Origin of the sequence: Halobacteriovorax marinus SJ (genome assembly GCF_000210915.2) — a bacterium.
Classification (GTDB): Bacteria; Bdellovibrionota; Bacteriovoracia; order Bacteriovoracales; family Bacteriovoracaceae; genus Halobacteriovorax; species Halobacteriovorax marinus.
Genome location: NC_016620.1, coordinates 2,840,580 through 2,855,179 on the forward strand (window position 1 = coordinate 2,840,580; position 14,600 = coordinate 2,855,179).

At 37.0% G+C, this 14,600-nt stretch carries 10 protein-coding genes; 3 read left to right on the forward strand and 7 right to left on the reverse strand.

Annotated features, from left to right (window positions below):
• Positions 1 to 69 precede the first annotated feature (69 nt).
• Positions 70 to 3,078 (forward strand): FecR domain-containing protein, encoded by a 3,009-nt coding sequence (locus tag BMS_RS13595; RefSeq protein ID WP_014245399.1) that lies wholly within the window; start codon positions 70 to 72, stop codon positions 3,076 to 3,078.
• On the opposite strand, the gene BMS_RS17140 is transcribed toward BMS_RS13595, so the two are convergent.
• Both BMS_RS17140 and BMS_RS17955 read right to left on the reverse strand, forming a co-directional pair.
• Positions 3,037 to 4,071, reverse strand: a complete 1,035-nt coding sequence (locus BMS_RS17140) for a hypothetical protein (RefSeq protein ID WP_014245400.1) — start codon at positions 4,069 to 4,071, stop codon at positions 3,037 to 3,039. The genes BMS_RS13595 and BMS_RS17140 overlap by 42 nt on opposite strands.
• A 43-nt stretch (positions 4,072 to 4,114) precedes the next feature.
• Complete coding sequence (locus BMS_RS17955) at positions 4,115 to 5,854, reverse strand: collagen-like domain-containing protein (protein WP_052590701.1); 1,740 nt, start codon at positions 5,852 to 5,854, stop codon at positions 4,115 to 4,117.
• 289 nt (positions 5,855 to 6,143) lie between these two features.
• On the opposite strand from BMS_RS17955, the gene BMS_RS13610 reads away from it, so the two are divergent.
• Entirely contained in the window at positions 6,144 to 6,947 is an 804-nt protein-coding gene (locus BMS_RS13610; protein ID WP_014245402.1) for an ATP-binding response regulator, read from the forward strand.
• A 2-nt stretch (positions 6,948 to 6,949) separates the two neighbouring features.
• Here BMS_RS13610 and BMS_RS13615 read toward each other — a convergent pair whose 3' ends face one another.
• The 3 genes from BMS_RS13615 to BMS_RS13625 are packed head-to-tail and all read right to left on the reverse strand — an operon-like array spanning position 6,950 to position 11,497.
• The gene (locus BMS_RS13615; protein ID WP_014245403.1) at positions 6,950 to 7,741 is read right to left on the reverse strand and encodes an XdhC family protein; all 792 of its coding nucleotides are present in this window, start codon (positions 7,739 to 7,741) and stop codon (positions 6,950 to 6,952) included.
• Positions 7,734 to 10,043: a xanthine dehydrogenase molybdopterin binding subunit gene (gene xdhB, locus BMS_RS13620; protein WP_014245404.1), complete on the reverse strand. Its 2,310-nt coding sequence runs from the start codon at positions 10,041 to 10,043 to the stop codon at positions 7,734 to 7,736. The genes BMS_RS13615 and xdhB overlap by 8 nt, the downstream gene beginning before the upstream one ends.
• Positions 10,043 to 11,497 carry a xanthine dehydrogenase small subunit gene (locus BMS_RS13625; protein WP_014245405.1) on the reverse strand — a complete coding sequence of 485 codons (1,455 nt, stop codon included), beginning with the start codon at positions 11,495 to 11,497 and terminating at the stop codon, positions 10,043 to 10,045. The genes xdhB and BMS_RS13625 overlap by 1 nt, the downstream gene beginning before the upstream one ends.
• A 140-nt stretch (positions 11,498 to 11,637) precedes the next feature.
• On the opposite strand from BMS_RS13625, the gene BMS_RS13630 reads away from it, so the two are divergent.
• Positions 11,638 to 12,402, forward strand: a complete 765-nt coding sequence (locus tag BMS_RS13630) for a pseudouridine synthase (RefSeq protein ID WP_014245406.1) — start codon at positions 11,638 to 11,640, stop codon at positions 12,400 to 12,402.
• On the opposite strand, the gene BMS_RS17655 is transcribed toward BMS_RS13630, so the two are convergent.
• Both BMS_RS17655 and BMS_RS13635 read right to left on the reverse strand, forming a co-directional pair.
• Positions 12,329 to 12,778: a hypothetical protein gene (locus tag BMS_RS17655; protein ID WP_157868292.1), complete on the reverse strand. Its 450-nt coding sequence runs from the start codon at positions 12,776 to 12,778 to the stop codon at positions 12,329 to 12,331. The two genes, BMS_RS13630 and BMS_RS17655, sit on opposite strands and share 74 nt — an antisense overlap.
• A gap of 2 nt (positions 12,779 to 12,780) precedes the next feature.
• A complete protein-coding gene (locus tag BMS_RS13635) occupies positions 12,781 to 14,469 on the reverse strand; it encodes an exonuclease/endonuclease/phosphatase family protein (RefSeq protein ID WP_044557631.1) in 1,689 nt (562 codons plus the stop codon).
• Positions 14,470 to 14,600: the final 131 nt, after the last annotated feature.

Below are 14,600 nucleotides of genomic sequence, written 5' to 3' on the forward strand. Positions count from 1 at the left end.
ATCATTACAATATGATTATCTATCTAAGTAGTGAAAAATTAAAGACGGGCAAAAGCTCCACGTTGTGAAATGAACTATAAGAAGCTTGATTACTTCCTAATTCCCTTTACATTTATCTGCTTTCTCATAAGTAGTTACTACCTAGTGGCCGACCAACTTACTTTGACCAATGAGATTAGAGAATCCATTGCTAAAATAACTCAAACAACAAATACAGTACGAACAAAAAGAGGAACAAGCCTCTTTTGGAAGAATGCACATATGGGAGAAGATCTTGATCAAAGCGATCAGATTTATACTCATCAAGGTTCTACAGCTAAGATTGCGCTCTCTGATGGAGCAAAAATTAATATCTCACAAAGTACACTACTCTCTCTATCTCAATTCTCTAAAACAAATGAAATCTCAGTGGAGAAGGGATTTATCATTGCTGAACTTGGTGATAGTAAAAAAGAAATTAGTATAAAACTTGGGGATAAAACTCTTCGTCTTCAAAGTAATAAGGCTAAAGTTCAAATTACGACAGAAAATAATCAATCTTCTCTATCCATCCTAGATGGTAGTGTCAGCATCTCACATGACAATAAAGAGACAACAGGTAGTAAAGGACAAATTCTTAAACAGAAAGGAAAGAATATCGAAGTTGAAAATACTATTGCACAAATAGATTTTCCAACTAGTGGGGCAAGAGTTTTTATTGGTGATAAAACTAAGAAAGTAGCATTTAAATGGTCAGGTACAAAATCCCCAATAATTCAAATTGCTAAAGACTATAACTTTAAGAGAATTATACAGAGAAAGTCCTTAACAAAGAATAATATCGAATTACCTCTAATGACAGGACAGTATTACTGGAGAATCGTCGAAGGAAATAAAACGAGTCTAACCCATCGTCTAGAGGTTCTCCCAGAGGTCTCCACGACTCTCACCTCTGCTTTCGACAAAGAGGAAATTGAGTTCTTAAACAAAGAGTCTTCCCTCCTTCTCACTTGGGTTGATCAATACTTTAACGACTTTGAAATTGAGATTAACGGAAAAAGAGAAATTGTAAGTGGAAAGAACTTTTTCAATTTCATATATTCTAGAGAAGGTATTTATAATTGGAAAGTTAGACCTTTAAACTCTCCTGCTTCAAAATGGTCAAAAGAGGGAATTTTTATTGTTAAGAACCCTCCCCTTCCCCCTCCAGTAAATCTTATTACCCCTGAGAATGATCATGAAATTATTGTTTTTCCAAATTCTAAAGCAGAATTTAGATGGTCTGGACGAAATAGCGATCGTTATCTTTTAGAAATATCTAAGGATCAGAACTTCAAAGATATTGTTTTCTCAAATACCCTAACAACAAACTCTATTCTTTTTAGAATGAAGAAAAGTGGAAAGTACTTCTGGAGGGTAAAGTTAATTGATCCCCTTAATAGAGAAACAGAATATTCCAAAGCTAATATTGTACATATAAATCTATATGACACGAGTTCTATCCCAAGAGATGGAACTAAATTAGTCATCAATAGACCTAGTAAGAAAGTTCAATTTAAATGGGAAGACTTAAGAACACGAGATCAGAGAGTTGTTTCTTATCAATTCGAACTTTCAAAAGATTCAAACTTCAAGAGTATTGAGAAATCTGCAAGTGTAAGAACGAATTCTATAGAAGTTAGTGTTCCACAAATTGGAACGTACTACTGGAGAACGAAAGTTGAAATCCCTGGTAAGGAAGCATACTACGGTAGCCCCCAAAGAGTTACAATTAGCCCTACCCCTCCGCCAGTTCGTCCTATACTAGACGATGAGGTTGAAATTGAGCTTAAGATTAACTCGATCTTCAATTCCATTAAGAATATATTCACTAAAATTATTGATCTTATTATACCTTCTGTATCTGCAAGTGAAGAGACAACACAAGCAACCATCCGCTGGAAAAAAGTTGTAGACACTAAGAAGTACTACCTTGAGATATACAAAGACCCTGAACTTAAAGAAATTGTGATAAAGGAAGAAGTTAGTGAGAATGCTTTTAAGTTGAATAATTTTGAGGAAGGTATTTACTACTGGAGAATTTCTACTCTTGATCACTGGAATAGAAAAAGTGAGTTCTCAAATATTTCTAAACTGATTCTTAAACTTCCAGAAGAAGTAAAAAAAATCGAAAATGTGAAATTAAATCTCCCATCAAATAACTCTACCTACAGAGGAGAAAAGAGAAGAATAAGATTTAGGTGGAGTAAATCAAGTCAGGCGGTAAAGTATCAACTTATAGTTTCAAAAGACATTAATTTTGAAACGACATACCTCATGAGAACAGCAACAAAGAACTTGTATAATATCTCCCTCTCAAAAGGAAAGTATTTTTGGAAAGTCACCTCTTTTAATAAATATAATAGGTCTATAGAGAGTAAAGTAAGCTCTTTTCAAATTGCTCCTAAGAAAGATCCGCCAACACTGGCCCAGCCAAAAGAAGCAAAGAATATACTTATATTTAAAGATAAAAGCTCTTTTAAAGAAAGAGATCATCTCTATTTTCGCTATGACTTCACTCTTTCTAGTGCCAAGCAAGAGCATCAGAGCTACACAGTAAATGCCAAAGACCCTATCTTCACATCAATAGAAATAGGAAACTTCTCTGAAACTAATTGGGGAGACTTTAATTCACAACTAAGAAGATTCTCAGGAAAGGTCTTTGAAGATCAAAGCTATGGAGTACTATCTATTCAATCCACTTATCAATATGCTCTAACAAAGAGTCTATTTCTAAATGCAGGACTTGGATTTAGTAAGTTCTCTAGCTATCAAAGAGATGTTAATACAGTTGTCTCCGTTGACCAAACATCCATTCTCTTACCTATTTCAATTCAATACAATTCTGTCTTTTTAGAAAATCGAAATCGCTTACGTTTCGAGTACACCATTGGTAAATTAAGTTCTATGAAGTTAATTAATACTTTTGATTTTAACTATAAGAAAAATAAGTTCTTTAGTGTAGGTCTTGGATATGAGAAGTACTCTGCAAGCGTTGAAAGTAGTGACTTTACAATATCAAATATGATGAGCTTTCTTAGATACAATATACGCTATTGAAAAAGTCATTATTAGAGTTAAGAGCATATATTTCATTTTCTCACTCTCATCTAAATCAATTCTTCCACAAGAAATTGAAGAGTCATAACTAGCACTTGATACAGCACTGGTTGATGAAGAGACAAATGTATTAATTGAAGCGCTCGGAGAGGTTGAACCTGTTCCCGTTATAATTCCATCTCCATCGTCGTAGCGAATTCTTCCACTACCACCTTTTCCACCGTCATTATTTGTTGTAAAAGTTCCATCCCCTGCACTTCCACCATCAGCACTAACTGTCCCATTAATTCTTATATCACCAGAAGCCTGCAAAAAGACTGCTCCACCAGATCCGCCACCGCCGCCACCTGCACCACCAGAATGAGGAGTTCCTGCTCCTGTAGCAGCACCACCTCCACCAGCTCCACCACCAGAGCCTCCTAAGAAGATATTCTCAAAGTTTGACTCTGGTCCATAACTAGATGAACCAGCAGCTCCTGCAGCAACTGCTCCCCCTAGATCGTCCTCTCCAGCTTCTCCATCATCGGGAAGAGTCTCCGTTCCATAGCGGCCACCGCCACCACCACCTCCGCCGGCATCGCCAAAACCTAAGTGTGTTGCAACATCTCCACCTTTACCCTCTCCATCATTTCCACCACTTTGCCCGTCATTTCCAGAAGAAGAAATTGTAGGGCAACTTCCTCCTGCAAAACCTCCAGCTCCAGCGCTTCCAGCACTTGAACCAGCAACAGCACTTCCATTACCGCCGTCTCCACCAACAAGGGAGAGATTTCCAGTAACTGTAACCGATGATGTTGATTTGATAATTAAGGCCTTTGATCCGGTAACTGAAATAGAAGAAATAGAGACACTCGTACAATTGTAAGTATCTTTCACGTCAGTATCGAGTGCTACTGTGAAGTTACAGGCTCCATCACTTCCGTCGCCAAATTCAGCGCCCATCGCTCGAGGAGTTAAAATAATGAGAAATAGAAGGGCCCAAAAGCAGTGCATATATCCATTATAAGGAACCCTTCTACAATGACAAGATATTAACTTATTCTACTTTTTCGACTCTAATTTGAGTATAGATTTCATCGTCACCAAAGCTTGCGGCGATCCCAAAACCAACTATAGTTCTAGTAACAGTACATCTATGTTGAACCTGAAATGCACTCGCCTCAGTAACAGTTATAATTCCCATGAAATCTGAGTTCGACACACTTCCGTAACTAGTGTGAGATCTTTGAGTTGTCCCTATTAGAACATTCTCACCTGTTGTCATATTTACTAATTTTGATTTATGAATATTATCAAAGTATCCCGGAACAACACCGTGAATATGATAAGTCCCTGGAGAGAGATACATCTGATTACCAGAAACTGAAACAAAAGAATTATCTCCCTCAACAGTATTTAAATCTCTTGTTAGATAACTTCCCTCTGTACAGTCTCCACCGTGAGTTCCGTTTGGCTTAACATCTTTAACATAAGCAATTTTTCTTTGAACTCCTGTCTCTGGAATTAATGACGCTGCAATCTTTCCATCAGTCCCTACTTGAACAATTTTCCCAGCGCTTGTACCTACATCAACACTAATTTCACCATTTCCATTCTCAATGGCACCTACGATACCAACACCTGAAGAGAGGTTTACATTAGCGTCTTCACCTTTATCACCCTTATCACCTTTCTCACCCTTTTCACCTTGAATACCTTGAGCTCCATCAGCTCCAGCAAGACCCTGTGGACCTTGAGGTCCTTGTGGCCCAATAGCACCAGCTAAACCTTGCGGTCCTTGAGCACCAACTTCCCCTTGTGGGCCTTGGATTCCCTGAGGCCCCTGTGGTCCCATTTCTCCTTGCTCCCCTTTCTCTCCACGCTCACCTTGGTCACCCTTATCGCCTTTTGCTCCAGCAACACCAGCAACACCTTGAATCCCCTGAGGACCTTGTGGACCTACATCACCTTTGTCGCCTTTATCACCTTTATCGCCCTTATCCCCTTTCTCACCTTTTGCTCCGGCAGCACCTGCAAGCCCTTGTGGCCCTTGCGGACCAGCTGGTCCAACTTCACCTTGTATACCTTGAAGACCTTGAGCTCCTGGCGCACCAGCAATACCTTGTGGTCCTTGTTCTCCAGCTTCACCTTGGAGACCTCTTGGTCCCATTTCACCTTGAGGACCTTGAATCCCCTGAGGGCCCATTTCACCTTGGTCTCCCTTATCTCCCTTTTCACCTTGAGTTCCCTCTGGCATATCAGTCGGCACCCAAAGGTTTCCATCAAACTGAAGAATCTGCCCAACAACAGGACTTATTCCTTCAAACTCGATTCCTTCAACTTCACTTACAGCTTCCTCTACTAAGAAGTTTGCTGTTATTGAAAAATTTCTACTTGTAAAAAATGTTCTTCCCTCTAATCTCAATGTTATTTGATCAAAAACTTCTCTAACCTTTCTACTATCATAACCATCACTACAACTATCTAAATAGAGCTTATAATCACTGGTTAGAAGTTGTGCTAACGGAAGTCTTTTAGGCGAGTACAAACATGAAACACTATTGTCGAGGTCTACAAAAACTTTATACTTACCTAGGGTTCCACGAGCGTTCTTCATTCTTATATAGCGTGGAATCTGGACTAAACCTTGAATAGATAGAGAGTTTTCTGGAACCTTATAGCTTGCAGAGAGCGATACTCTCTCTTTATGAGCATGCCTCTTCTCTGACTTTCTCGCCTCTACTAAAGGAGCAACGAGCAAAGCAATAGCGATAAAATTTATCTTTAAAGATTTCATAAAACATCCAACGTGCAATTGTTAATTAATTGAGTACTATTGTAGGCCAATTAATAAGATTTCTTATGAATTTAAAGAATTCTAATAGTTAATTCCTTTAACCGACTGATAATTCGAATTTTAATTTAATATATTCAATAAACTTAATTTCAACGTCTTATTTGATAGTAGCGACTATTATTGGCAGTTAAAGAATAAAAACCAACTAACAATATATCCCAATAATATATTTCTCATTTTCAGCTATTATAGGCTAAGCAAGTAAACAAAATTAACCGAGTAGTAGAGCATGGATGAATTTGAAATTGAATTAAAACAATCTACCTTAAATGAACTTGAAGATACTCTATCTGACCTTATTGATTATTTGCAAAGTAACGAGTTTCACTTACTAGACCTAGATGAATTATTCAGAGCTGCCCATAGCCTAAAGGGCAATTCCAAAGCAGCCGACTTTGACTCCATAGCAAAGGTAACCCACCAACTTGAAGACCTACTTATTAATAGAAAAGATTCTTCAAAAGAAATGACGAGTAAGTTCTACGACTTACTCCTTACTTATAGTGAACATATTCAAAGCTCAATCGAACAATTAAAGGGAGACATTTCGCTTATGCCAAATCTAGATGAACTACAAAATCAAATTGAGAGCTTTGAAGATTCTACAACAGAAGAGTCCTCACCAAAGAAAGCCGAAGTCAAAGGTCTTAAAAAGCTCCTCCTAGTAGATGACGATATAGATATCTATACAATAGTTAATAAATATCTAAACGATAAATTTGAAATTGATTATGTATCAAATGCTGTTCAAGCCATTGAAGATTGTAAACTTGAAGATTATGATCTCATCATCTGTGACTACAAGATGCCAGTAATGAATGGACAAGAATTTGCCCTCTACCTTAGACAAGGATCATCTAAGAATAAAGAAACTCCAATGATATTTTTAACAGCTTTTTCACCAAAGCTATTCAATCAAAAATCTATTTGGGAAGAAGTATTCTTTATGGATAAACCTATTCAAAAAAAGAAGCTACAATATTACGCCAAATGTGCACTACAGTCTTCTTATATAAAAGAGAAGGCCTCGTAGGCTTAACTTCTCTTAGCTGTATTAAAGAATTTATCTTTAAACTCTAAGAGCTGAGCAATTATACTCATCGATATCTCTGGAGGAGAATTATCTCCAATATTTGCTCCAAGAGGACAAATAAAGTCAAACTCAGTAACACCACACTCTTTGAGTTCCTTTTCCATATTATTTCTTTTTGCAATTGAGCCTATAACCCCAAGGAAAGGGAACTTAATTTTCTTTAATAGAATCTCTTTTAGAATTGGTAAATCTTTTCCATGCCCCATTGTCATGAGAACAACAAAACTATTCCTAGGAATTCTCTCAATATAATCTTGCATATTTTCAAGATGAACTAATTTAACTTCACTACTTATATCTTCAAACTTATCAAGCCATTCTCTTCTATTATCAACAATTGTTAAGTTACATTTTAACTTTACAAGAAAACGGCAAAGGCTCTGGGAAATATGACCGGCACCAAAAACAGTGATATTCCAAGGATTGCGATTATAAACTTCAAAGAATATTGAGGCGACACCACCACAAGTCATCCCTATATCTTTTTGTAAGTTTATAGTAGAGAATAAAAAACTCTCTACGTTTGACTCCCCTAGTAACTCAATTGATTTTTGAATTGTATAATTCTCTAGTTTGCCTCCACCAATAGTGCCTTCAATACTTCCATCGGGAAAAACTATAATCTTTGCCCCTTGATCCTGTGGAGCACTCCCTAGTGTATTAACTAAGGTTGCCACACAAAAGCATTTGCTCTCAGAATCTAAAGATGCAATTCGATGTACTATTCTACTCATCTAATAACGTCACAATCTCCTCACAAGTGGCGGGGAGTTTTAATTTTGAAGCATTCGAAGGATTTGCAAAGTAGAGAGCATCCTTCACAGCATTCCACACGGAATTGCCAAGAAGAAATGGAGGTTCTCCCACAGCTTTAGAGCGATGAACACAAACATCATTTGTATTATTTTCAATTAGATCAATATTAAATTCTCTTGGAGTATCTTGAATACTTGGAATTTTATAAGTCGTTGGCGAATGAGAGAGGAGAACTCCTTTATCCGAATAAGTAAGATTTTCACTAGTCACCCAACCCATTCCTTGAATAAATGCTCCCGAAACTTGTCCCATATCAATACCAGGATTGATTGAGCGTCCAAGGTCCATTAATACATCCGCCCTTAGAACCTTTGTCTCTCCAGTAAAGCGATCAATAAGAACCTCACTTACAGCAAGTCCGTTAGTATAGTAATTGAACGCTTGTCCTTTTCCCTTAGCCTTATCAAAGCCAAGACCAGGAGTTTTATAAAACGCATAGTCTCCCATTGAAACTCTATTAAAGTAAGCTGTTGAGATCAACTCTTTGAAGTCTATCTCCTTCGATGTTTTAGTATCTCTGACTTTAGAATTTTCAAATACTATATGATCTAGTTCCTCAACAGAGTTTATCTCTATTTCATCAGCAGGAGAAATCTCTCCTTTTTGAAGAGTATTAAATACACTTGCCAGTCTTTGCTTAATTTTATTACAAGCAATCAGAGTGGCCATTCCATTTAAGTCCGATCCACTAGAAGCAGCCGTTGGTGAAGTATTGTGATTCTTCTCTGTTGAAGTTGGCATAACTTGAACAAGACTCGCATCTATGCCAAAAGCATTGGCGGCGATTTGTTGAATCTTAGTATTCACCCCTTGTCCCATCTCTGTTGCTCCAGTAGAAACTTGCACCGTTCCATCTAGATGTAGATTTACAAGAGCATTGGCCTGATTTAAGAATCTAGCTGTAAAAGCAATTCCAAATTTAGTTCCAGTTAGAGCTAAACCTTTTACGTGAGTCGCAGAGTTCTTATTAAACTCTTCAATCTCTTCTCTTCTTTTTAAATAATTCGACGACTCTTTTATCTTTTCCATTAATTCAGGAAGAGTATTATTATCAACAATCTGCCCATAAGGAGTTGTTAATTTATCCCCTTGATAAATATTTTTCTCTCTTATCTCCAGAGAATCTTTCTTTAGAAAGTGAGCAATCTCTTCGATGACACTCTCAATAGTAGCGTTACCCTGTGGTCCACCAAATCCTCTAAAAGCAGTATTTGAATGTATATTCGTTTTGCAAACACGGCCTAAGATTTCAACATTTGGAATATAGTAGCATCCATCACTGTGGAGCATGGCCCTCTCAAGTATAGATTCTGATAAGTCAGTGTAGGCTCCTCCATTAGAGAATAATCGAATTCTATAGCCTAGGATCTTACCTTCTTTATCAAAGGCCACTTTCCAAAAATTCTTAAATGGATGTCTCTTACCAGTAATCTTCATATCATCGTCTTTACTGATAATAAGTCGAGCTGGTCTCTTTAATTTCTTCGCACAGAGACCAACAAGAGAAGCAAAAGGAGCTGCCTGAGATTCTTTACCTCCAAATCCTCCACCCATTCTTTTAACAACACAAACAACCTGGTGGTAGCTTAAACCTAGTGATTGTGCCACTACGTGCTGAGTCTCACTTGGGTGCTGCGAAGATGAATGAACTTCAATTTGATTATTCTCTAGTGGTATTGCCGCACAGGCATGACTTTCTAAATAGAAATGTTCCTGTCCACCATTTTCAAAAAAACCTTCTAAGGTATGTTCTGCATTTGAAAAAGATTCTTCTACATTACCTCGAGCAATTTTCTTTTCATCTGAAAGAAAATCCTCTCTATCTATTGCTTCTTGTAAACTAAGAATAGGCTCTATTTCTTCAACTTCAATTTGGATAAGCTGCTTGGCCTTCTCAATTGCCTTATAGTTTTCAGCAGCAATTACACATACAGGCTCGGATTCATATGAAATTATATCATCTACTAAAATAGGTTGCTCTTTTACAATGGCTCCCCATCTATTACTTGCAAGATCTTTGTGAGTATATATTCCAAGTACACCTGGCACTTCAAGCGCCTTAGAGATATCTATATTCTTCAATCTCCCATGTGCAATAGGAGCACCCATTAGCCCACAAACAACTTCATTCTTCAAAAAGGCCCTATCGTCAATAAAGATAGACTCTCCACTGACGTGAGTTACTGCTGAATCGTGAGGAATATTTTTACCGACAGTCATTACTTCCCCCCTCTAGAAATATTTAAACTCTCTTCAGCGTAAAACTTCAAGAGCATATTCTTACTTAGAATTCTTCTAAAATTTGCAGTACCTCTTACATCATCAATTGGTGTGACTTCTTTTTTCAAAATCATACTTGCCGATTCAAAGGCACTCTTATTAAAAGTTTTACCTTTAAGCTCATTCTCAGTCTGCTCAACTCTCATCACAACAGGACCGACACCGCCGACTGCAATTTGGATATCCTCTATCTTATCTTCATTAACTTTAAACTTACTCGCAAAAGTTACAATTGAGATATCCATATCTTTTCTATTACTAGTTTTATAGAGTTTAACTTTTTCTCCCTCATCAAGAAGAGGTATTGAAACTCCTTTTATAAATTCGTCGTCCTTCATATCTAACTTCTTGTAGCCTTGATAAAAGTCATTAATATTAACAACTCTCTCTCCTTGGCTTCCGATTAAGATAATTTTCGCATTCATCACCATAAGAAATGGAATTGAATCACCTATAGGAGAAGCGTTTGCGATATTCCCAACAAGAGTTGCTCTATTTTTAATTTGAGGTGAAGCAAAAATATGGATCATGTGAGTAAACTCATAAAGTTCATCACGAAGCTCTTGTTCTATCTTGTGAAGATTTACTCTTGCTCCAATGAAAACCTCACCCTCACCTTTAATGATCTGATTCATTTCTTCTATATTATGAAGGCCTAAAAGAGAGCTTGGATCATAGCCTCTCTTATTATAGAGAACACCTAAATCACTAGCACCAGAGATTAAAACACAGTCATCACCTCTTACATGCTCAATTGCATCAGATAACTTTGTAGGCAGGTAGACTTCATTCGTCTCACTCTTAACCCTAGTCGCTTTTGCAATATCACTTCTTAAGTTCTTTAGTATTTCAGCTGAATCATACTTCGATGTTAAAGGCTCAAACTTCGCCATATCTATATTAAGACCAGCTTCAATAATTGACTTATATCCAGTGCAACGACAAAGGTTTCCAGTGAGAGCATTTTTAACTTTCTTCTCTGTAAACTTCTTTCCAGAACTCGCACTAGCTTCAGCTCCAGCATTAAGAGCACACACAAAACCTGGAGTACAAAAACCGCACTGAGCTCCATGATTATCAACCATGGACTTTTGCACTTCGTTTAACTCATCTCCATTCTTAAGTCCCTCAACAGTCACGATATGACATCCATCGAGAATATGCATGAATGATATACATGAATTCACTGGTACATATTCGAAGTCTCCATCCTTTAAAGAGCGAGCATTGCCAATGAGAACTGTACAAGCTCCACAATCTCCCTCGGCACAAACAACTTTTGTTCCTACAAGCCCTCGCTCATATCTCAAATAATCAGATAAAGTCATAAATGCATGGTCGCCCTTAATTTGACGAGGCTCCCCATTTATATAAATCGATATATAATCTCTCATTAATTTTCTCCGTATTTAAGAAGCTATTATCACATAAAAAGCATTCATTCGTTAATTACAATTTCTTCAATATACAGCTTCTAAAGATGCGCACTGCAATTTAACTTCACAAGAACTTAAACATAGGATAAGTTTCTCTAATGATTACTGATGAGGAAAACCTAACTCCACCTGAACCTATTGAAATTCTCTACCAAGATGAGCAAGTTGTAATTGTAACAAAGCCATCTGGCCTGCTTGTGCACCCTTACTGGAAAGAGACTAACGAGCGCGATAATTTAATGAGAAGAGTAAGGGATCAAATTGGTCAAAGGGTCTATCCTATCCATCGATTGGATCGTCCAGTTTCGGGAGTTCTTTTATTTGGCCTAAATGGCGAAATCGTCAAAAGAATCCAAGAGCACTGGCATGACAAAACGAAAGTTCATAAAGAGTACTTGGCCCTCGTTTTTGGAGAGATTGAAAACGAAGGTGTCTTTGATTTTCAATTAACTAACGACAAGAAAATTAAGCAAGATGCACTAACTAAGTACCGCCCTCTACAGTCGAGTGAACGCGCTACTTTAATGCAAATTACGATCGAGACAGGTAGAACTCACCAAATAAGAAGACACTTCTCTAGATCTCGTCACCACCTTATTGGCGACACGAAACATGGAAAGGGAAATATTAATCGTTACTATAGAAGTGAGCACGACTTCAATAGAATCTTTCTACACTCATATAGACTCAAATTAAATCTAGACTTTTTAAAGGTAGATATTGAATCCCCTCTTCCAAGTGAATTAACTGAATTATTAGATACGATAAAAATTGATTATAAGAATGTTCCTACTTGGAAAGAAGTGGCCCACAATCCACAAGAGGCTTCTTCTCCGTCCAAGGATCTCGAATCTTCTGACTAAGATTTCCAGTATCCAATAAGGCCATATCTGGAAAAGATGCTTCTCGGTCATTACAATTATATTCCATCAGTGCTCTAATCTTTTTCAAGTGGCATGAGCTCTTACTGTATACGCTTACAACTGAGTTATGAAGCTTCTTAGCATCTTTAAAATCTACTCTTTCAAGCTTATCATTGAATATATAAGTATTCTTAGGTCTATAGGCCTTTGTTAATTGAACTCTCAATTCACAAGGAAATTTATCATTCTTAGTTTTCTTTTGAGAGAGAACCTCTCCCTCCACGCAAATAGCAGGTGGGTTGTGCGGATACTCACACATAGCTTGTAGATTCCAACAAAAGAGAGAAATAATAAAAGACTTAAATAGAATTTTCATTCTTACCTATTTGAGCAATTTAAAAAGATTGGATAGTGATCTGAAATAACCTCTTTATACACACGATAAAAAGTATTATTGCTTAATTGAGACAAGAATACTCTATCTCTAAAGTAACTTAAACGTTGATTAATCCTAGAGTCATCCTTTACGATTTCACCTCTTTTAATGGTGTAAACCTTCTTTAGCTGACTCTCTAGAGAAGAGATCATCTTCTTCATATGACGCTCACCCGTCTTCGTCAGTGAGTAATCATATGATTCAGTTAGGCTCTCTTCTAAAATATCTTCAGGATAAACCTGAGTACTATTCTTTATTCTCTTCGATCTTACGATGTAATTATCACTAATATACCTATAGACATCACCACTTAAATATTCCAAACGGCTTGTATCATAATCATCATTTTCTTTCTTACAATTGCTTAAACTATTCTTTGGAACAATGAAGTGGTCATAGTTACTTGCCATAGCATTAGTAGGTACGCCTCTATAATTTACTTTTGCTAGACTTAAACTTGTTTCAACTTCAATTAGTAGTTCGTGTTCACCAGTTTCTTTAAGTAAATTACTCCAAAAAGGATTATCAGCAGTAAGGTTCATATCACCAACGTAAATAATATCTTTTTCTTTGTACTTACGTTTTAACTTCTGCATGAACTCCATAATTATTTTTGCCTCAGCAAAACGAGCATAATTTGTTGAGTCCAGTCCCACACCTAAGTCTTTGTAGTCAGAGACTCCAAACGAAGGCCTTAAGATATTTTCCATATCTTCTTTATCCTCAACAGGATGAGGAGAAGTAAAAACAACATGAGAGGCCAAAAGAGAAAAATCAAAGCTTCCACTCTTAAAACTTCCAAGTAGAGGTCTTCTTGAAAATACGTGAGAAGTTTCTCTACCCATAAATGATTTTCTTAAATTAGGAAAACAGGCATATTTCTTACCTGAAGTTCTAGAGTAAGTTTCTTGGCAATGTTCATTAGTAATCGGCTTTACACTACGACCTCTATAAAAGAATCCCGTCAACTCTTTTACGTGTGTAGGTTTAGCAGAGTCACCTCTCGGGCTCAGAATTAGTGACCAAGAGGAGTCTAATTTTCTGAGTTCACTTAATACTTTCAAGTACCCAGGTTCTCGGTATAGTGACGGCGCTTTCTTTAAAGTATCTGAGATAATTGTAATTTTGGCCTTAAGCTCTTGAACTTCATCTAAGTCTCCACTTCTGTTAGCAGCATTAAGCTCCCTTTTCAGTGATCTTAATTGCGCCGGGCCTTCAGCTAAAATAGAGACAACTTCACTATTATTCTTAGCATCTAAACTTACTAAAGGTAGAAGCTCAAGTGCTCCAACGACATCTGACTTATCAATAATTTGAGCGATTAATTTATAGTCTTTATATCCTGAGTTCTGAGAACCTGGATGCCAAAGGTTGAATCCAGCAATTCGGACCTGTCCATTTCTTCGAGCTTGTGATTGTGAGTATTGCTTATCAGAATTAGAGTTGTAGTGTTGATATAGTTCACCACAGTCAACATCAAATTCATCTTTGATGAGGTAGAGCTTATTATTTCTACATTCCTGAAGAAATTCAGCGATGGCCTCTCTATCTTCTTCAACAGTTTTTGCAAAACTATTTCCTAAGAGAGTGAGCGCAATAAATATCCATAGTGTGTAGTGTAACTTGGCCATAAACACTCCTTAAAACCAAGGAACACAAAGATACCTTAGAGCTATCTTTTTAGCAAAAATATAATCGGCATAAGGGACTGAAATTACATGAAACCATGTCAGGAATACATTAGTATTTTAAACTCTTTGTA